Annotated in this window: 18 protein-coding genes; 4 read left to right on the forward strand and 14 right to left on the reverse strand. The window is 69.2% G+C overall.

The annotated features are described in order from the left end of the window. Positions 1 to 6 precede the first annotated feature (6 nt). The 12 genes from ACIHAX_RS01805 to ftsH form a co-directional block, all read right to left on the reverse strand. Positions 7 to 615: a cysteine dioxygenase gene (locus tag ACIHAX_RS01805; protein ID WP_397275266.1), complete on the reverse strand. Its 609-nt coding sequence runs from the start codon at positions 613 to 615 to the stop codon at positions 7 to 9. A 181-nt stretch (positions 616 to 796) separates the two neighbouring features. Next, positions 797 to 1,594, reverse strand: coding sequence for a type III pantothenate kinase (locus ACIHAX_RS01810; protein ID WP_355079142.1), 798 nt, complete (start codon positions 1,592 to 1,594; stop codon positions 797 to 799). 16 nt (positions 1,595 to 1,610) lie between these two features. Next, entirely contained in the window at positions 1,611 to 2,030 is a 420-nt protein-coding gene (gene panD / locus ACIHAX_RS01815) for an aspartate 1-decarboxylase (protein WP_355079144.1), read from the reverse strand. Positions 2,031 to 2,043: 13 nt separating this feature from the next. Then, complete coding sequence (gene panC, locus ACIHAX_RS01820; protein ID WP_397275268.1) at positions 2,044 to 3,021, reverse strand: pantoate--beta-alanine ligase; 978 nt, start codon at positions 3,019 to 3,021, stop codon at positions 2,044 to 2,046. Further along, on the reverse strand, positions 3,021 to 3,950 hold the full coding sequence (locus ACIHAX_RS01825; protein WP_355079148.1) for a DUF2520 domain-containing protein: 930 nt from the start codon (positions 3,948 to 3,950) through the stop codon (positions 3,021 to 3,023). The genes panC and ACIHAX_RS01825 overlap by 1 nt, the downstream gene beginning before the upstream one ends. Positions 3,951 to 4,105: 155 nt before the next feature. Beyond that, positions 4,106 to 5,053, reverse strand: a complete 948-nt coding sequence (locus tag ACIHAX_RS01830; RefSeq protein WP_364436043.1) for a DUF6779 domain-containing protein — start codon at positions 5,051 to 5,053, stop codon at positions 4,106 to 4,108. Positions 5,054 to 5,123: 70 nt separating this feature from the next. Continuing rightward, positions 5,124 to 5,594 carry a DUF3180 domain-containing protein gene (locus ACIHAX_RS01835; protein WP_355079262.1) on the reverse strand — a complete coding sequence of 157 codons (471 nt, stop codon included), beginning with the start codon at positions 5,592 to 5,594 and terminating at the stop codon, positions 5,124 to 5,126. Positions 5,595 to 5,596: 2 nt separating this feature from the next. Continuing rightward, complete coding sequence (gene folK / locus ACIHAX_RS01840) at positions 5,597 to 6,133, reverse strand: 2-amino-4-hydroxy-6-hydroxymethyldihydropteridine diphosphokinase (protein WP_355079152.1); 537 nt, start codon at positions 6,131 to 6,133, stop codon at positions 5,597 to 5,599. A gap of 58 nt (positions 6,134 to 6,191) precedes the next feature. Beyond that, the gene (gene folB, locus ACIHAX_RS01845; RefSeq protein ID WP_356963547.1) at positions 6,192 to 6,629 is read right to left on the reverse strand and encodes a dihydroneopterin aldolase; all 438 of its coding nucleotides are present in this window, start codon (positions 6,627 to 6,629) and stop codon (positions 6,192 to 6,194) included. Continuing rightward, complete coding sequence (folP, locus tag ACIHAX_RS01850; protein WP_397275339.1) at positions 6,629 to 7,483, reverse strand: dihydropteroate synthase; 855 nt, start codon at positions 7,481 to 7,483, stop codon at positions 6,629 to 6,631. The genes folB and folP overlap by 1 nt, the downstream gene beginning before the upstream one ends. Positions 7,484 to 7,554: 71 nt before the next feature. Beyond that, complete coding sequence (gene folE / locus ACIHAX_RS01855) at positions 7,555 to 8,196, reverse strand: GTP cyclohydrolase I FolE (protein WP_379250824.1); 642 nt, start codon at positions 8,194 to 8,196, stop codon at positions 7,555 to 7,557. Between the two features lie 117 nt (positions 8,197 to 8,313). Beyond that, on the reverse strand, positions 8,314 to 10,698 hold the full coding sequence (ftsH, locus tag ACIHAX_RS01860) for an ATP-dependent zinc metalloprotease FtsH (protein ID WP_355079156.1): 2,385 nt from the start codon (positions 10,696 to 10,698) through the stop codon (positions 8,314 to 8,316). Positions 10,699 to 11,058: 360 nt separating this feature from the next. On the opposite strand from ftsH, the gene ACIHAX_RS01865 reads away from it, so the two are divergent. Further along, positions 11,059 to 12,003: a hypothetical protein gene (locus ACIHAX_RS01865; RefSeq protein WP_397275271.1), complete on the forward strand. Its 945-nt coding sequence runs from the start codon at positions 11,059 to 11,061 to the stop codon at positions 12,001 to 12,003. Here ACIHAX_RS01865 and ACIHAX_RS01870 read toward each other — a convergent pair. Next, complete coding sequence (locus tag ACIHAX_RS01870) at positions 11,983 to 12,816, reverse strand: DUF1266 domain-containing protein (protein WP_355079160.1); 834 nt, start codon at positions 12,814 to 12,816, stop codon at positions 11,983 to 11,985. The genes ACIHAX_RS01865 and ACIHAX_RS01870 overlap by 21 nt on opposite strands. Positions 12,817 to 12,981: 165 nt before the next feature. Here ACIHAX_RS01870 and ACIHAX_RS01875 point away from each other — a divergent pair, with 165 nt between their 5' ends. Then, positions 12,982 to 13,248 carry a DUF2277 domain-containing protein gene (locus ACIHAX_RS01875; RefSeq protein ID WP_067794607.1) on the forward strand — a complete coding sequence of 89 codons (267 nt, stop codon included), beginning with the start codon at positions 12,982 to 12,984 and terminating at the stop codon, positions 13,246 to 13,248. Positions 13,249 to 13,261: 13 nt separating this feature from the next. Here ACIHAX_RS01875 and ACIHAX_RS01880 read toward each other — a convergent pair whose 3' ends face one another. Then, entirely contained in the window at positions 13,262 to 14,575 is a 1,314-nt protein-coding gene (locus tag ACIHAX_RS01880) for a PucR family transcriptional regulator (RefSeq protein WP_397275273.1), read from the reverse strand. A gap of 185 nt (positions 14,576 to 14,760) precedes the next feature. Here ACIHAX_RS01880 and ACIHAX_RS01885 point away from each other — a divergent pair, with 185 nt between their 5' ends. Further along, complete coding sequence (locus ACIHAX_RS01885; protein WP_397275275.1) at positions 14,761 to 16,365, forward strand: aldehyde dehydrogenase family protein; 1,605 nt, start codon at positions 14,761 to 14,763, stop codon at positions 16,363 to 16,365. After that, positions 16,362 to 17,195 (forward strand): SDR family oxidoreductase, encoded by an 834-nt coding sequence (locus ACIHAX_RS01890; protein ID WP_397275277.1) that lies wholly within the window; start codon positions 16,362 to 16,364, stop codon positions 17,193 to 17,195. The genes ACIHAX_RS01885 and ACIHAX_RS01890 overlap by 4 nt, the downstream gene beginning before the upstream one ends. Positions 17,196 to 17,227 lie beyond the last annotated feature (32 nt).

Raw genomic sequence — 17,227 nt, forward strand, 5'->3', positions numbered from 1 at the left:
GGGTCATCACATGTCACCTTCGGGCTGGTCGGTGAGGACGGTTCGGGTGCGCCGCAGGGTGCCGTGGCCGGTCACCTCGTAATACGACATGGCGGTGAGCGGCGGGGAATAGGCGTGCACGCTGAGCGTCGGATCGAGCGGGCCCGCGGATTCGACGGCGCCGGGCACGTCGGCGGGCGCCCGCATGACGTCGTGCACCCAGCCGATCGGGAACGAGGCCTGGTCACCCGCCGCGAGCGTGCGGCAACGCAATTCCGTCCCGTTCCAGCGGTATTCGGATAACGCGCCGCTGAGCACGGTGAGCGCGCCGAGCGACCCGGCATGGTCGTGCAACTCGGTCGACTTGCCCGGCGTCCAGCTGATCAACCAGACGTCGACCTCGTCGTCGGAGAGCAGCCTGGTCGCCCAGCGCTCGTCGTGCGGCCATGTCCCGTCAGCTGGAAGCAGGTGGTCATAGCGACCGGCGAGCACGTCCTCGGCGCCCTCGTCGGTCAGCCGCAGCAGATCGGCCGGGCGCAGCCGAGTGGGCAGAGCGGGTGCCACCGAGGGTTCCACCGGCGGAGTAGCCGACAGCGCCGTACGCGCGGAAGAAAGGGAAAGAACAGAAGAACGCATGAGCGAATCTCCAGGAGGAAGGTAACGGTCGAGGGCAGGAACTCAGCCTCGATCGGTCGAGGCACGTCAGCCTCGACAACACTCCTGGGCGCTCACGAAGAAAGTCACGAGAGGGAGTTTAACAGCATGCGACGCGGTGTCGACAAGTCCCTGGCCTGCGACGAATCCAACACCGCGCATATCAGACATTTCCCTTGCGCCGCTGGTTGCGTTCGTATACGAGCCGCAGGCCGGTCAACGTGAGATGCGGATCGTGGTCGTCGATCGTTTCCGATTCCGGGACGATCAGCGGCGCGGTCGCGCCGGTCGCCACCACCGCCACATCGTCGCCGGCAAAGGCGTCGAACTCGTCGCGAATCCGATCGATCAGGCCGTCGACCAGTCCGGCGAAACCGAATACCGCGCCGGACTGCATGCATTCCATGCTGTTCTTCCCCAGCACCGACCGCGGCCTGGTCAACTCCGCCCGCCGCAGCGCACTGCGTTCTACCAGGGCTTCCGTGGCGATCTCCACACCGGGTGCGATGATCCCGCCGAGAAACTCGCCCTTCTTCGACACCAGATCGACGCAGATCGCCGTTCCGAAATCGACGACGATCGCGGGCCCGGAATACCGCTGGTAGGCGGCCAGGCAATTGACGATGCGGTCGGCGCCGACTTCTTTCGGATTGTCCACCAGCAGCGGAATCCCGGTGCGCACACCGGGTTCCACCAACACGTGCGGAACATGAGCCCAGTATTGGCCGAGCATGCCGCGCAGTTCGCGCAGCACGGGCGGCACCGTCGAAAGCGCCGAGACGCCGATCACCTCGTCCAGTTGCGCGCCGACCAACCCGCGCACCTGCATGGCGAATTCGTCGGCGGTCAGCAACGGATTGGTGTGGATACGCCAGTGGCGCACCAGTTTCGAATGCTCTCCGGAACCGGAGAACAAGCCGAGTTCGATACTCGTATTGCGGACATCGATGGTCAGCAACATGTCCGGTCGCCGCTGTTCAGACGAACGACAGCGAGCGCGGCGAGGTCAGGCCCGAGCCCTCCGGTGCGTGCGCCGGGTCCGAACCGAGCTCGACCGGGCGGTTGCGCTCGTCGACGAAGACGACCTTGGGGTCGTATTCCTTCAGCTCCTGCTCGTTCAGCTGGCCGTAGGCGATCAGGATGACGAGGTCGCCGGGATGCACCAGGTGGGCCGCGGCGCCGTTGATCCCGATCACCCCCGAACCCCGCTCACCGGCGATCACGTAGGTCTCCAGGCGGGCGCCGTTGTCGATGTCGACGATGCAGACCTGCTCGCCTTCCAGCAGATCGGCGGCGTCGAGCAGGTCCTGGTCCACGGTGACCGAACCGACGTAGTGCAGGTCGGCGTGCGTCACGGTGGCACGGTGGATCTTCGACTTCATCATGGTGCGCAGCATTGCGTCGACCTTTCTAGTTCGCGGGAGGAAGCGGGGCGGGATTCGACACCGCCGGAACGGACCGGGGGTCCACGGCGGGCCGCGAACCGGAGACGTTGGGATGGCCGTCGATCGGAGCGCCGAGCGTGACGGCGATGTTGTCGATGAGCCGGGTAGTGCCCACCCTGGCCGCGATCAGCAACCTGGCGTTGCCCGCGGCCGGGGCGGGGCCCAGGGTGGCCGAGCGCAATTCCAGGTAGTCGACGTCCACGCCGGGCACGGCGTCGAGCACCTGACGGGCGGCCGCGAGCACCGCGTCGCCGCCGAGCCCGCCCGCGTGCTTGCCCGCCGACAGGGCGGCCGACAAGGCGAGCGCCGATTCGCGCTGCACGGGGTCGAGATAACGGTTCCGTGAGGACATGGCCAGGCCGTCGGCCTCACGGATGGTGACCACCGGCGTGATCTTCACGTCGAAGTTCAGATCGCGGACCATCTGCCGGATCAACGTGAGCTGCTGGTAGTCCTTCTCGCCGAAGAACGCCTCGGTCGGCCGCGCGATCTGCAGGAGCTTGGCGACCACGGTGAGCATGCCCGCGAAATGGGTCGGGCGGCTCGCCCCTTCCAGCTCCGCGCCGAGCGGGCCTGGCTGCACCGTGGTCCGCGGGCCGTCCGGATACATGTCGGACGCGCTGGGCGCGAACACCAGCTCGACACCCTCCGCGCGCAACAATTCGACGTCGGCGTCCAGCGTGCGTGGGTACTTGTCCAGGTCTTCGTTCACCCCGAACTGCAACGGGTTGACGAAGATCGAGACGATGACCACCTGGTTGGTCCGCTTGGCCAGCCGCACGATCTCCAGGTGGCCCTCGTGCAGCGCACCCATGGTCGGCACCAGCGCGACGGTACGGCCGACGCCGCGCAGCGCGGCGGACACCGCGCCGAGCACGGCGGGATCGTGGTGGACGGTCAGCGCACCGGGCCGGTAGGCGCCGCGCAGTTTCGGGTCCAACATCAGCGTCCTTCCAGCAGTTCGATGACGGCGGGGGCGGTGCCCGCGCGTTCCGCCGTGCGCAGCGACAGCGCGCGATACGCCTCGGCCAGCCTGGCGTCGACCGACGCCAACGCGGTCAGATGCGCGGCCACCGCGTCCGCGTCACCACGGGCGACCGGGCCGGTCAGCGCGGACTGGCCGCGCCGCAAGGCGTTGTCCAGCGCCGCCGATGCCAGGGGCGCGAGCAGACGCTCGGCCAGGCCGTTGGGCTGCTCGTCCACCAGCTGCTGGCCCATCAGTCCGGGGCCGGCCAGGGCGGCGCGCAACGCGGCCACCGCGTCGACGATCACCGTGACCAGGTGATTGCTGCCATGCGCGAGCGCGGCGTGGTACAGCGGCCGGTTCTCCTCCGGCACCCGCACCGGCTCGCCGCCCATCTCGATCACCAGCGACTGCGCGATGGCGTAGCCGACCTCATCGGCGGCGGTGATGCCGAAGCACGCGTTGCCGAGGCGGTTCACGTCCTCGTCGTGTCCGGTGAAGGTCATGGCCGGGTGGATGGCCAGCGGAAGCGCGCCGATCTCGGCCAGGGGCGCGAGTACGCCGACGCCGTTCGCGCCGGACGTGTGCGCGACGATGGTGCCGGGACGGACGACTTCCGCGCCGGCCAGACCGCGAACCAGGCCGGGAAGCTCGGCGTCGGGCACGGCCAGCAACAGCAGCTCGCTGCGGGCGGCCACCTGTTCGATCGGCAGGATCTCCGAATCGGGCAGCCGGGTCCTGGCACGCCGCACCGACGCGTCGGAGATCGCGCAGACGCCGAACACGACGTGTCCGGCGCGCTCGAGTGCGACGCCCAATGCCGAGCCCACGCGTCCCGCCGAGACGATTCCCACCGTCAGGCGTGCGGGCGCGGGGTCGTAGCCCGAATCAGCGTTGTCGGAATTCACGCTTCTCGAGGTCAACGTTGTCCTCTCGATGTCGTTCCAGTCCCGCCATGCGGGTACCGGACGGTACGCCAAGAGGATATCTACAGGTGCTTCGCCGCCGCCACGGGGTGTCCGCGTGATCTAGGCCGCAGTGCCGGGCCGGGCCCCGGCTCCACTCACCGGCGGTCCCGCTCCTCCGATTGCAGGTTGGCCATGATCTCCGCGACCGAGAGACGACGCGACGGCGTCTCGTCGTCGCTTTCCGCCCGGCGGCGCCTGCGCGCGCTCGGCGTGCCCATGGCGGGTGCTGAGGCCGACCGAGAGGCCGGTTCCGGCGTCGGCTGGGGTCGTGCGGCGGGCTGGGTGGGTGGCTCGTCCAGCGGCTCCTCGTCCACCGTCTCGGTGAAGGCGTCGGCCCAGCCGCGCGGCTCGGCGTAGCGCGCCCGCTCCGCGTCGGCCTGGTCGGTGTCGTCGAGGGAGACGACGGCGGTCTCCGCGGTGACCGGATCATCGAAGGGGCTGGCGAAGACCGGTGGCTCGGGATGGTCGGGCTCGAAGATCGGCGTCATACTGCTACGCGGTTGCTGGTCGGCGAACATCGACCACATCCCGGCATTCGCGGAGCTATTGTTCCCCGATTCCGTGCCGGAGCTGGTCAGCTCCTGGATCCTGGTCGCGTCGGCGCGCAACGCGGGGCGATCCATCGGCAGATCGCCGTCGAACAGCCGCTGCAGGCTCTGCCGCAGCACGGTGAGCTCCGCGCGCAAGGCCGCGAGTTCGGTCGCGTCGGCGCCCACCTCCTCGCGGACCCGCGCCTCCACACCGAGCTCGTACTCGCGGCGCGCGGTGACCTCACGCTCCAGCTGCAACGCGTAGACGGTTTGCAGATCGCGGACCTTCGCCTTGTCGATCGTCGCCTCTTTGCGGTACTTCGTCGCAGCAAGAGCCCCGATCGCCGCGGCCCACAGGGCTGCGACCAGACCTACCCGTACGAACTCGACACTGTTGCTGAAGATCAGGAAAACACTGGCAACCAGACCGAGCACGATCAGGACGCCGACGAATAATTTTCCCGCCTCGTCCCGCCGTCCACGGGAAGTGCTGCTACGGGAGGGTGAAACCATGCCAGCCAGGGTAGCCAATTGCTTCGGCCACGCCCAGATTCCGGTTTTGTGATTAAGTTCGTGAAACTAGCTATGTAGTTGCCGCATCGTCGGTGGGATCCTCCGGCGCCCGGCAGCAGTACTCCAGCCAGAGGGCCGCAGCAACCAAAGCGAAGCCCGCCAGCATCCCGACGATCGCGCCGGGGCTGTCGGCCGCGGCCGCGCGCAAGGTGCCGCGCTGCGGGAGGACCCAGCACAGGAATCCGAGCCAGATACCCGCGGCGATCGAACCGACCTGCGCCGACGCCTTGGCCAACGCGACGGCGCGGGCCGCCGTGATCGGATGCAACTGGTGACGTCCATCGCCGATCTGGTGGTCGTTGACCCGCGCCCGGATGACGAAAGCGAGCACCGCTTCGATCGCGGCCACCGGATACAGCGAGGCGCCCGCGAAGATCGAGATCGGCGGGAAGCTGTCATAGGCCACCCGGGTGGCGATCCACGCGACGATCGCGGCGATCAGCACGTTCGCCACGAGGTCGAGTATGCGAGTCGGCTTCAGTTTCACGACGGCGCGCCCGTCAGCGAGAACTCGGTGCGACGCACCCCGGCGCGTTCGTCCGGATCGAGCCCGGCCAGCAGATCCGCGACAGCGTGCGGCACGCCGTCGACCTCGAGCACCGCGTCCGGCATCACGTCCAGCCACGGCGCCAGCACGAAGGCGCGCCGATGCGCCTGCGGGTGCGGCAGGATGAGATCCGGGTCGGCGCTACGGCACGCGACCGGCTCACCGCCGCGCAGTTCGGCGCACCACACCACGTCCACGTCGAGTGTGCGTGCGCCCCAGCGCACTTCACGCACCCGTCCCGAGGCCTGCTCCAGCTCCTGTCCGCGACGCAGCCAGTCGGCGCAGCCGAAGGCCGGATCCTCTACCAGCACAGCGGCATTGAGATAGTCGCCCTGCGGGACACCACCCCAGGGCGCGGTCGAATACACGGCGGAGACCGCCAGCACGCGATGGCCGAACCCGTCCAGGACGCTGCGCAGATGCGCGAGCCGATCACCCAGATTCGAACCGATGGACAGCACGGCACGGGTCATCGGCGCACCTCCGCGGCGCCCGGCACGGTGAAAAACACCGCGCCGCAGTTCCGCTCGCTCATCCGACGGGCTCCCCCCGGTGACGCGAGGTGATCACCCGCACATCGGCGAACGTGTGCGGGATCGGCGCGGACGGCTTGTGCAACACCACCTCGACCGACCGTATCCGCGGATCGGTCATGACATCGTCGGCGATCTCCGAGACCACCGTCTCGATGAGATTGCGCGGCGGACCCTGGACGATGCGCACCGCGCGTTCGGCCAACGCGCCGTAGTCCACGGTGGCTGCCAGGTCGTCGGACGCCGCGGCCACGTCGAAGTCCACCCATACCGTCAGGTCGACCAGGAACTCCTGGCCGTCGCGGCGCTCGTGCTCGAACACGCCGTGGTGCCCGTAGGCGCGCAGGCCGCGCAACTCGATGCGGTCGGCGCCGCGCCGGATCGCCGAATCACCCGGCGGCGCCTCGTCTTCGGCGTGGATCGGGGACCGGCTCATCATCGAGCTCCTTGCGCACTGGATCGGGCGGTGTCGTGCTGTTCGGCGCGCTGCCGTGCGGCATTCTGCCACGCGTCGGTGACCGTGATGGCGTCCAGCGAGGCGCGCACGTCGTGCACCCGCACACCCCACGCGCCGTGCACCGCGGCCAGCGCCGAGATGGTCGCGGTGGCCGTCTCCCTGCCGTCCGGTGGACGCGGCCCCGCCTCGTCGGCGAGCAGGGAGCCGAGAAAACGCTTGCGAGACGCCCCGATCAGGACCGGGAGCCCCTGCGCGACCAATTCCGGCAGCGCGCCGAGCAGAGCCCAGTTGTGTTCGGCGTTCTTCGCGAAGCCCAAGCCGGGGTCGAGAATCAGCCGGGACGACTCCACGCCCGCGGCGACGGCCGAGTCCACCTGCGCGGTCAACTCGGCGAGCACCTCCGCGACCACGTCGTCGTAGTGGTCCGCCGGTCCGGTGTGCCGGTAGTCGGCGCCCGCCCGCCAGTGCATGAGGATCCACGGGACCCGCGCGGAGGCGACCACGCGCACCATGTCGGCATCGGCGCGGCCGCCGGAGACGTCGTTCACCACCGACACCCCGGCTTCGATCGCGGCTTCGGCGACGGCGGCGCGCATGGTGTCCACGCTGGTCGGCACACCCGCCGCGACCAGTCCGCGGATGACCGGTGTCACCCGTGCGGTCTCGGTCGCCGCGTCGACGCGGACCGCGCCCGGCCTGGTCGACTCGCCGCCGACGTCGATGACGTCCGCACCCGCGGCGTGCAGCCGAACGCCGTGCGCGATGGCCAGCTCGGGATCGAGGTATCGCCCGCCGTCGGAGAACGAATCGCTGGTGACGTTCACCACACCCATCACCACACAGGAGCGCCCGTCGCGGGCGGCGAGGCTCTCGAAGCGCCTCGGTTCGGACACCGTGGGCCCGCTCACTTCCGCAGGATCAGATCGAGCGCCTCGGCGCGCGAGGCGGCGTTGGACTGCAGCAGTCCACGCACCGCGGAGGTGGTCGTGCTCGCGCCCGGCTTGCGGATGCCGCGCATCGCCATGCAGAGGTGCTCGGCCTCGACCACGACGATCGCTCCCCTCGGGTCCAGCTTGCGCATCACCGCGTCGGCGATCTGGCTGGTCAGCCGCTCCTGCACCTGCGGGCGCTTGGCGTACAGGTCGACCAGGCGGGCGAGTTTGGACAGGCCGGTGACCCGGCCGTGCGGACCGGGGATGTACCCGACATGGGCGACACCGTGGAAGGACACCAAGTGGTGCTCACAGGTGGAGTACATCGGAATGTCCCTGACCAGTACGAGTTCCTGATGGCCCTCGTCGAACGTGGTGTTGAGCACCGAATCCGGTTCCACATAGAGCCCGGCGAACGTCTCCCGATAGGCCCGCGCGACCCGGGCGGGCGTGTCGAGCAGGCCGGGCCGGTCCGGGTCCTCACCGACGGCGATCAGCAACTCCCGTACCGCCGCTTCGGCTCGCGCCTGATCGAACGACCTGCCCGTTTCCAGTGCCACGAGGCCCGGCTCCGACAGGCCGATGTCGATGCCGTTGTGCTCCGCACTGTCCAGTTCGGCGACGGTGTGACCACCGCCATACTCGTTGGCCGACAATCGAGGACACCTCCAAACTCCCCGGGCGCCGGCAATCTCTCGGCACCCCAGATGGTCGAGCCTAATCGTCACAGGTCAGTGACGACCGTTCGGTCCATCCCAATCACCGTCGCCCTCGCCGTTCGGATTCGTCCGGCGCGGCTCGTCGTAACCGCCGTGGTCGCCGTACCCGTCCCTGTCATAGCCGCCTTCGGGCGAACCCTGCGGACCCCACGGCTGATAGCCGTGCCGCGGCTGCTGCGGGTCGCCCCAGCCGGGCTGACCCTGCTGCGGCTCGTCGCGCGGCGGCCAGCCGGGAGCGGACCAGCCCGCCGGAGCGCCGTAGTCCGGCCGCGAACCGTGCGTGCCCTGGCGCGGATAGGCCGGAGCGGGCGCCTGCGGCAGCGGGTAGCCGGGCGCGGACGGGCGGGGGTACTGCGGCGGAGCGCCGTAACCGCTCTCATGCGGCGGATACCCGTTGGCGGGCTGCGGCTCGCGCTGCGCGGACGCGGCCACCGGCTTCACCACCGGCTCCGGCGGCCACGACTCGCCGCGCTCGGCGGCCAGCTCGCCCGGGGTCTTCACCGGCGGCTTGTCCGAGGGGACGCGCTCGCCGAAATCGTTGAACGCGGTGATCCGCGGGCGCTTCTGCACGGAGGCGAGGATCTGCTCGAGATCCTTGCGGTGCAGCGTCTCCCGCTCCAACAGCGCGGTGGCCAGGTCGTCGAGCACGTCGCGGTACTCGTTCAGGATCGCCCACGCCTCGGTGTGCGCGGCCTCGATCAGGTTGCGCACCTCCACGTCGATCGCGCCCGCCACCTCGTGCGAATACTCCGAACCCATGCCCATCGAGCGGCCGAGGAACGGGTCGCCCTGCTCCTGGCCGTAGCGGACCGCGCCGAGCCGGGCGCTCATGCCGTACTCGGTGACCATCGCCCGGGCGATCTTGGTTGCCTGGTCGATATCGGAGGACGCGCCGGTGGTCGGCTCGTGGAACACCAGTTCCTCGGCCGCGCGGCCGCCCATCGCCATGACCAGGCGGGCGATCATCTCCGAGCGGGTCATCAGGCCCTTGTCGTCCTCGGGCACCGTCATGGCGTGGCCGCCGGTGCGACCGCGCGCCAGGATGGTGACCTTGTAGACCGGCTCGATGTCCGGCATCGCCCAGGCGGCCAAGGTGTGGCCGCCCTCGTGATAGGCGGTGATCTTCTTCTCGTGCTCGCTGATGATCCGGCTCTTGCGGCGCGGGCCGCCGATCACGCGGTCGACCGACTCCTCCAGCGATTCGCCGGTGATCACCGCGCCGTGCTCGCGGGCGGTGAGCAGCGCGGCCTCGTTGATGACGTTGGCGAGGTCCGCGCCGGACATGCCGACGGTGCGCTTGGCCAGGCCGTCCAGATCGGCATCCGGGGAGATCGGCTTGCCCTGCGAGTGCACCCGCAGGATGGCGCGGCGACCGGCGAGGTCCGGATTGCCGACCGGGATCTGCCGGTCGAAGCGGCCGGGACGCAGCAGCGCCGGGTCGAGGATGTCGGGGCGGTTGGTGGCGGCGATCAGGATGATGCCGGTGCGGTCGCCGAAGCCGTCCATCTCCACCAGCAGCTGGTTGAGGGTCTGCTCGCGCTCGTCGTGACCGCCGCCGAGGCCAGCGCCGCGCTGGCGGCCGACCGCGTCGATCTCGTCGACGAAGATGATGCAGGGGCTGTTCTGCTTGGCCTGCTCGAACAGGTCGCGCACGCGGGAGGCGCCGACGCCGACGAACATCTCCACGAAGTCCGAACCGGAGATGGTGAAGAACGGCACGCCTGCCTCGCCCGCGACGGCACGGGCCAGCAGGGTCTTACCGGTGCCGGGCGGACCGTAGAGCAGGACGCCCTTGGGGATCTTGGCGCCGAGGGCCTGGTAGCGGACCGGGTTCTGCAGGAAGTCCTTGATCTCGTAGAGTTCCTCGACCGCCTCGTCGGCTCCGGCCACGTCGGCGAACGTGGTCTTGGGCATGTCCTTGGACAGCTGCTTGGCCTTCGACTTGCCGAAGCCCATCATGCCGCCGCGGCCGCCGCCCTGCATGCGGGCCATCACGAAGATGAACAGGCCGAGCAGGATGACCATCGGCAGCACGAACAGCAGGATCTGGGTGAACCAGCTCTCCTGCTTGACCACGGTGTTGTACGGGGCGCCGGAGTTCTTCACGGCCGAGAAGATCTGGGCGGAGGTCTCGCTACCGCCCGGATACTTCGCGATGATCTTGTTCTGTCCGCCGGTGGCGTCGTTGCCGTCCTTCAGCTCGATGCGCAGCTGCTGCTCGCGATCATCGATCTGGACGTTCTGGACGTTGCTCTTGTTCTCGAGCTGGCTCAGGGCAACCGATGTATCGACGCTCTTCCAGCCCCGCGTGTCGTTGCCGAAGTAGCTGAACGCATAGATCACGAGCAAGATGCCCGAGACTATGGCCAGGGTGCGAAACACTGTCTTGCGGTTCATAGAGCGTCGGCCGGGGCGGCCAGTCCTTTCCGGTGTCTCCGGTTCTTGCCTAGCGATGCGTCTGGCGCGTCCGGTTCCGCAGGGGTTCGGATGCGGACAAGCCACGTTACCGCGTACGGTCTACTCGATACATCGCGTAGTTCGGCTGCAGGTGCAGTTAAAGAGGTAAACGGCCGGGGATCGACGGTGGTTCCCGATGTCTCCGGTTCGGCTTCCTCCAAGTGGCAACAATCATGGCATGTTCGGCCTATCGTGAGCGACGACACAACATCGCGGCGCGAGCGACGGGCACGTAGGCGGTAGCTCGCACACCACGAAAGGCCCCGGGAGCGCCGCAGACCAGACACGAGCGCAGGGGGTATGGACATAGTCGAGTTACGAACACCCACAGCGATACTGCGTCACGGCCGCGGCAGGTTGATCGTCTTGCGGCCCGGGTCCGACGGCGAGCGCGTGCTCGATGTCCCGGTCTCCGACCTGCTGAAGGTCCGGCTGAACCGGCGCGCGGACGACGCGGTGGTGATCGAGATCTATCTGCGCTACCCGACGCCCGTGCTCACCGGCGTCCCCGCGGACCGCACGCCACTTCCGGTGATCATCGCCGAGCACGACGTTCCCGCGGCCACCGAAATCGTCGACCGCATCAACGCGCACATCCTCGCCACCCAGCGCATCGACGTGGCGGCGCCGGACCTGCGCCCGCCTCCCCCCACCTGGGGACGTGGCGGCCCCACCCGCGCGGACGTGGAACGGGCGACGCGCAGGATGTCGCCGCGCCGTGAGGCGAAGCATGCGATAGCGGCTCTGCATCGTTACGTGACGCCGGACGAGTACGTCCTGGAGACCGCCGTCGCGGTCGCGCACCCTCCGGCGGGCAGCGGCTCCGGCCTGCTCGCCGCCACGACGACGCGGCTGCTGTTCATCGCGATCGGCGACAGCCGGTACGCGTACGAACTCCCGATTCCCGTGGTCGTATGGGCTCGCGTGACCGATACCCCCACCGCGGGGCGCGGCGAGATCGGCCCCGGACGCGGCGCGACCGGCGCCGAGGTACACGACGGCAGCCGCACGCTGCAATTCGCGGGCGTCGACCGCGCCGACACCGATCGGGTCATCTGCGCGGTGAACTTCGCGGTACGCCGGGAGTCCGCCGACGGCGCCGCTGGCCCCGCGGATCCCGGTGTGGCGCAGTTGTATTCGGAGTGGGAACTGCTGGTCGAGCGACACTCCCTCGGCATGGTCGACGACGCGCAGTTCCAACGTTACGGCCGCGGAATCCTGCGTTCACTCCCCGACGGGAGCTGAGTTCAGCGCGATCCGCCGCCACGGGCTGGTCGGACGCAGCCACAGCCGCAGCAGCTCCTTGCGGCGGTCGACGCCGCCGTTCTTCAGCTCGGCCAAGTCCTCGCAGGCCTGCCAATAGGTCCAGCCGGTGAGGTAGGCGTCGCCGAACTGGCGCCAGTTGCGGTACTTGCTCTGGGCCAGCGGCAGGGCGCGCGCCAGATAACTCCAGGCCACGTCAGCGTCGAGGTACCCGGCCGTGTAGGCCATCCTGGCCACCGCGACGACCCTGGCCAGATCCCAGGCGTGGATGTCACCCGGCAGCGGCCGGGCCAGATGGTCGGTGAATCCGATCTTGATCGCCTGCGACCAGATGTCGTAGTCGCGGACCAGCGCCTCGGGATTGTCCATCCCCCGGAACGCTCCGACCTGCCGCAGGAACGCCCGGTGCCGGTCGGCGCGCTCACCGAAGCGATCGCGCTCACTGGCGTTGATCGAGGCCGTCACCAGCGGGTGCACCAGCGCGTAGAGCGGGGCGTGCATGCCGTCGAGCAACTGCTCCATCGACGCCTGCGCCTCGGTGCCATCGGTGATGCCCCACGCGCCGGTGAGTGTGTCGATGGCCAGTTCACGCCGGTCACCGAGCGGATGCGCGCGTTCCGGGCCGAGCAGCAGCGCGTCATGGAAGGCGTCCCAGCGCGCGGAATAGAAGGCGCCGAGGGCCAGCGCCCGCAATTCGTCGTCGGATACCGCGGCGCCGGACCAGTGGTCTTCCTCCCGCTCGTCCAGCTCCGCGTACGGAAAGGTCGTCAAGGTGGGTACGCCGCGCGAAGACATGCCCCGATTGTTCCCTATCCCGCGCGGGGTACGCGCGGGATTCGCGGACGGCCACCTCTGTCGGTCGCGACGCCGGACCGCGGGCGCGTCCGCAGGGCGAATCGATTTCGGACTCCGTTGGTTCTTGCGCTGACGCATGTCGTGATCTGGGGCTAGTGTGCTCGCATGTGTAGAAACATCACCGTCCTGCGTGGTCTGGAGCCTGCCGCAACCGAGCAGGAAATCTATGCCGCCGCACTGCAGTACGTGCGCAAGGTCGGTGGCGTGTCCGGCCTGAGCTCGACCACCAAACCGGCCGTCGACAAGGCCGTCGCGGCCATCGCAAACGCGACCACCACCTTGCTCGCCGAGTTACCCGACCGCAGGGTGGCCCCGACCACCGAACCGCCGCTGCGCCGGATCGCCGCACGGGAGGCCGCGGCGGGAGAGTAGACAGGCGGCCGGTTCAGGGCAGTGCGTCGGCGCCGTAGACGGCGACGCACACCAGCGCGATCTCCAGCGGCAGACCGCGTTCTTCGATCGGATATCCCAAAAGCTGTTCGATCCGCTGCACGCGGTAGCGGACCGTGTTCTTGTGTACGCCGAGCACCTTCGCGGTGGCCTCCGGGCTGCGTTGGCTGCGCAGATAGGCGTGCAGCGTCTCGCGCAGCCGTGCGGCGTTCCCGTCGCGCGCCGCCAGCGCGCCCAGTTCCCGCTCGACCAGTCCTCGCATGGCCGCTTCGTCCGCACCGGCCAGATAGGCGATCTCCACCGTTCGATACCCGGTGACGCGCCGCCCGCCCGCGGGTGCGCGCTCCGCGACCTGCCGCGCGGCGACCGCTTCCCGATGACTGCGACGGAAACCGGCGATCCCCGCGGCGGGCACACCGAACGCCACCCGTACCGGCGCATCGACCTGCGCCGCGGTCAGCCGCTCCGCTTCGCCCGGCACCGCGAGTTCGGCGCCGTGTTCCCCGTCGTCCGATCCGGCCCACGCCCACATCGCGCTGGCGCCGGATGGAACGGTGAGCAGCCGCGCGCTGCCCAGCGCCGCGGCCAGCCGCGCCGCGACCCGATCCAGCAGTCCGGTCGCCTCCGCCTCCGCGCCTGCGGGTTCTCCGGTCGGCTCGTCGGTCCACAGCACGAAGGCCAGGTGCCGCTGGGAGAGCCGGTAGCCGAGCCGCACCGATGCCTGATCGACGTCCACGTGCTCGCCGTCCAGCAGCGCTCGGACGGTCTCGGCGCGACGGTTGAAGGCGGCGCGCAGCACCTGCTCGCGCTCCTCCATGTAGGTGTCGGTGAGCAACTCGACCGACGTGCTGATCCACTTGGTGGCCCGCTCGAACAGCCGCAGCAGCACCATGCGTTCGAGTTCCGGCGTCGCCCGCCGCTGCTCGACGACCTCGGTCATGTAGTCCAGCACCGCCTCCATGCCCACGTGATAGACCCGCAGCAGCAACCGCAGCTCGAAACCACGCCTGGCCACGCTGCGCGCGAACGCGTGCGCCTCCTCCGGGAGCGAGAACTCGAAGGTATCGCTGGCCAGGCGGCTGAGCACGATCCTGGCGTGCGCCCTGGTGCTGGCCGCGAGGTCGCGGCGCATATCGCGATCGGCTAGTTCGGGGATGCGCGCGATGATCACGTCGTCGAGCCGGGTGACGACGCGTTCGAGCACTTCGGCGCGCGTCGTCTCGTAGACGTACTCCGCGAGCCAGTCGCGCACTTCGTCGGGTGCGGGGCTCGGCCTGGCCGCGGCGCCCGGCGAAGGCCCAACGGTCATCGCCCTCTCCTCCGGCTCGGCGGATACCGAACCACCGCTTGTCTCACGGACACAAAATCACCCGTTTTCCTTGATGATCTGGGCCAAGAAAGTCTGTTCGGATTGTGTCACGATCATAGTTCAGTGGCCTGTCTCACAGCAGTCAGCAGACCGCGGTTCAACACGACGTCAGTGGGAGAACAGCAGTGACCAACACCGAACCAGCGCCCGCGACCGAGAAGGCGCGGGCACGCGAAACGACCGCGAAGAAGGACGGTCCCGCCGTCATCGAAGTGCGCAATCCCGGCACGGGCGAGGTCGTCGGCACGGTGCCGGACGAGACCGCGGACGCGGTCGCGGCCAAGGTCCGCGAACTGCGGCTGTACCAGCCGGAGTGGGAGGCGATCGGCCCCGAAGGGCGCAAGGTCTGGCTGCTGAAGTTCCAGGACTGGTTGATCGACAACACCGACCGCCTTGCCGCCGTGCTGCAGTCGGAGACCGCCAAGCCCCGGGTGGACGCCCTGATCGATCCGGGTTTCGCGACCGATCTGATCGGCTACTACGCCCGCCGCGCGGCGAAGTTCCTCGCCGACGACCACCCGTCACCGCACAGCCCGCTGGCCCGCGTCAAACGCTTGACCACGGTCTACCGGCCCTATCCGGTGGTCGGCGTCATCACGCCGTGGAACTTCCCGCTGGCCATGCCGGTGATGGACGTGATCCCGGCGCTCGCGGCCGGGGCGGCCGTCATCCTCAAGCCCTCCGAGGTGACCCCGCTCTCCGCGATCGAACTGGCCAAAGGCTGGGCGGAGATCGGCGCGCCGCCGATCTTCGCGGTGGTCACCGGCGCGGGCGCGACCGGAGCGGCCGTGGCGGGCAACGCCGACTACATCCAGTTCACCGGTTCCACCGCGACCGGCCGCAAGATCGCCGCCGCGTGCGTGGAACGGATGGTGCCCTACAGCCTGGAACTCGGCGGCAAGGATCCGGCGATCGTCCTGGCCGACGCCGACCTGGATCGCGCCGCGCACGGCATCGCCTTCGGTGGCATGTTCAACTCCGGCCAGGTCTGCATCTCCGTGGAGCGGGTGTACGTCGAAGCGCCGGTGTACGACGAGTTCGTCGCCAAACTCACCGCCAATGTGCAGGCGCTACGCCAAGGCCTGGACGGACGCGAGTCGAAATACGACGTGGGAGCGCTGGCCAACGAGAATCAGGCGGCCATCGTGCAGCGCCACGTCGACGAGGCCGTCGCGGCGGGCGCCAAGGTGCTCACCGGGGGCAAGCGGGCCGGATTCGGCACCGCCTTCGAGCCGACCGTGCTGGTCGATGTCGACCACACCATGTCCTGCGTCACCGAGGAGACCTTCGGCCCGACGCTGCCGGTGATGAAGGTGGCCGACGAGTCCGAGGCGATCCGGCTGGCCAACGACTCGGTGTACGGCCTGTCGGCCTCGGTGTGGACCGGCGACAAAGAGCGCGGCGAACGGATCGCACGGCAGCTGAACGCGGGCGCGGTCAACATCAACGACGTCTTCGCCAACCTGTTCAGTTACGCCCTGCCCATGGGCGGCTGGGGGCTGTCCGGCGTCGGCGCCCGCTGGGGCGGCGCGAACGGCGTGCGCAAGTACTGCCGCCAGCAGGCGATCACCACGCCGATCCTGCCGACGCAGCAGAAGGAACTGTTCTGGTACCCGTACTCGATGCCGAAGCTGCTGTTCGCGCTCGGCGCCATGCGCGCGGCAGGCGCCCGCGGGCTGCGCCGCCTCGACCTTCCGGCCCTGCTGAAGCTCAAAGGGGGCGACAAGTGACCCAAGCGAAGCAGATCCGCGGCAAGGTCGTGGTGATCACCGGTGGGGCACGCGGCATCGGACTCGCCACCGCGACCGCGCTACAGGCTCTCGGCGCGCAGATCGCGATCGGCGATATCGACGAGACCACGGTCAAGGAGTCGGGCACGGCACGCGGTTTCGAGCTCTACGGCAAGCTCGACGTTACCGATCAGGAGTCGTTCGACGGCTTCCTCGACGAGGTGGAGCGGACCCTCGGCCCGATCGACGTGCTGATCAACAACGCGGGCATCATGCCGACCGGCAAGCTGGTGGACGAGCCGGACCCGCTGACCCGCCGGATCCTGGACATCAACGTCTACGGCGTGATCCTGGGCTGCAAGCTGGCGCTGCGCCGGATGCTGCCGCGCGGCGGCGGGCACATCATCAACATCGCCTCACTGGCCGGCGAGACCCATATCCCCGGCCTGGCCACCTACAACGCCAGCAAGCACGCGGTGCTCGGCTTCACCGACACGCTGCGGGAGGAGTACCGCGGCACCGGCGTGCGCTTCTCCTCGGTACTGCCCACGCTGACCAACACCGAGCTCGGATCCGGCGTCACCGCGCCCAAGCTGCTGCGCGCCGCGGAGCCGGAGGAGATCGCCGACGCCGTCGCGAAGCTGATCGTCGCGCCGAAGTCGAAGGTCAGGGTGACCGCGGTGGCCGGGTTCATCGCCCAGTTCGTCGGCCTGCTGCCGGAATCGCTCGGTGACGGCATCGGCCGCGCGCTCGGATCCGGCCGCGCCTTCCTCGACGACGTCGACGCCGAGAAGCGCAAGGCCTACGAGGAGCGCGTGCGCGGCGCGTGAGCGGGTCGGGAAGCAGGGGCGCCGCGGCTGGG

This window comes from Nocardia sp. NPDC051929 (assembly GCF_044548645.1).
In the GTDB taxonomy this organism is placed as follows: domain Bacteria; phylum Actinomycetota; class Actinomycetes; order Mycobacteriales; family Mycobacteriaceae; genus Nocardia; species Nocardia sichangensis.

Coding starts and splice junctions, on each gene's coding strand:
- folP (WP_397275339.1), bottom strand. CDS start 7,483: ATGGGTGTGGTGAACGTCACCAGCGATTCGTTCTCCGACGGCGGGCGA.
- ACIHAX_RS01880 (WP_397275273.1), bottom strand. CDS start 14,575: ATGACCGTTGGGCCTTCGCCGGGCGCCGCGGCCAGGCCGAGCCCCGCA.
- panD (WP_355079144.1), bottom strand. CDS start 2,030: ATGCTGCGCACCATGATGAAGTCGAAGATCCACCGTGCCACCGTGACG.
- panC (WP_397275268.1), bottom strand. CDS start 3,021: ATGTTGGACCCGAAACTGCGCGGCGCCTACCGGCCCGGTGCGCTGACC.
- ACIHAX_RS01805 (WP_397275266.1), bottom strand. CDS start 615: ATGCGTTCTTCTGTTCTTTCCCTTTCTTCCGCGCGTACGGCGCTGTCG.
- ACIHAX_RS01830 (WP_364436043.1), bottom strand. CDS start 5,053: ATGGTTTCACCCTCCCGTAGCAGCACTTCCCGTGGACGGCGGGACGAG.
- ACIHAX_RS01810 (WP_355079142.1), bottom strand. CDS start 1,594: ATGTTGCTGACCATCGATGTCCGCAATACGAGTATCGAACTCGGCTTG.
- folB (WP_356963547.1), bottom strand. CDS start 6,629: ATGAGCCGGTCCCCGATCCACGCCGAAGACGAGGCGCCGCCGGGTGAT.
- ACIHAX_RS01865 (WP_397275271.1), top strand. CDS start 11,059: ATGGACATAGTCGAGTTACGAACACCCACAGCGATACTGCGTCACGGC.
- ACIHAX_RS01875 (WP_067794607.1), top strand. CDS start 12,982: ATGTGTAGAAACATCACCGTCCTGCGTGGTCTGGAGCCTGCCGCAACC.
- ftsH (WP_355079156.1), bottom strand. CDS start 10,698: ATGAACCGCAAGACAGTGTTTCGCACCCTGGCCATAGTCTCGGGCATC.
- folK (WP_355079152.1), bottom strand. CDS start 6,133: ATGACCCGTGCCGTGCTGTCCATCGGTTCGAATCTGGGTGATCGGCTC.
- ACIHAX_RS01870 (WP_355079160.1), bottom strand. CDS start 12,816: ATGTCTTCGCGCGGCGTACCCACCTTGACGACCTTTCCGTACGCGGAG.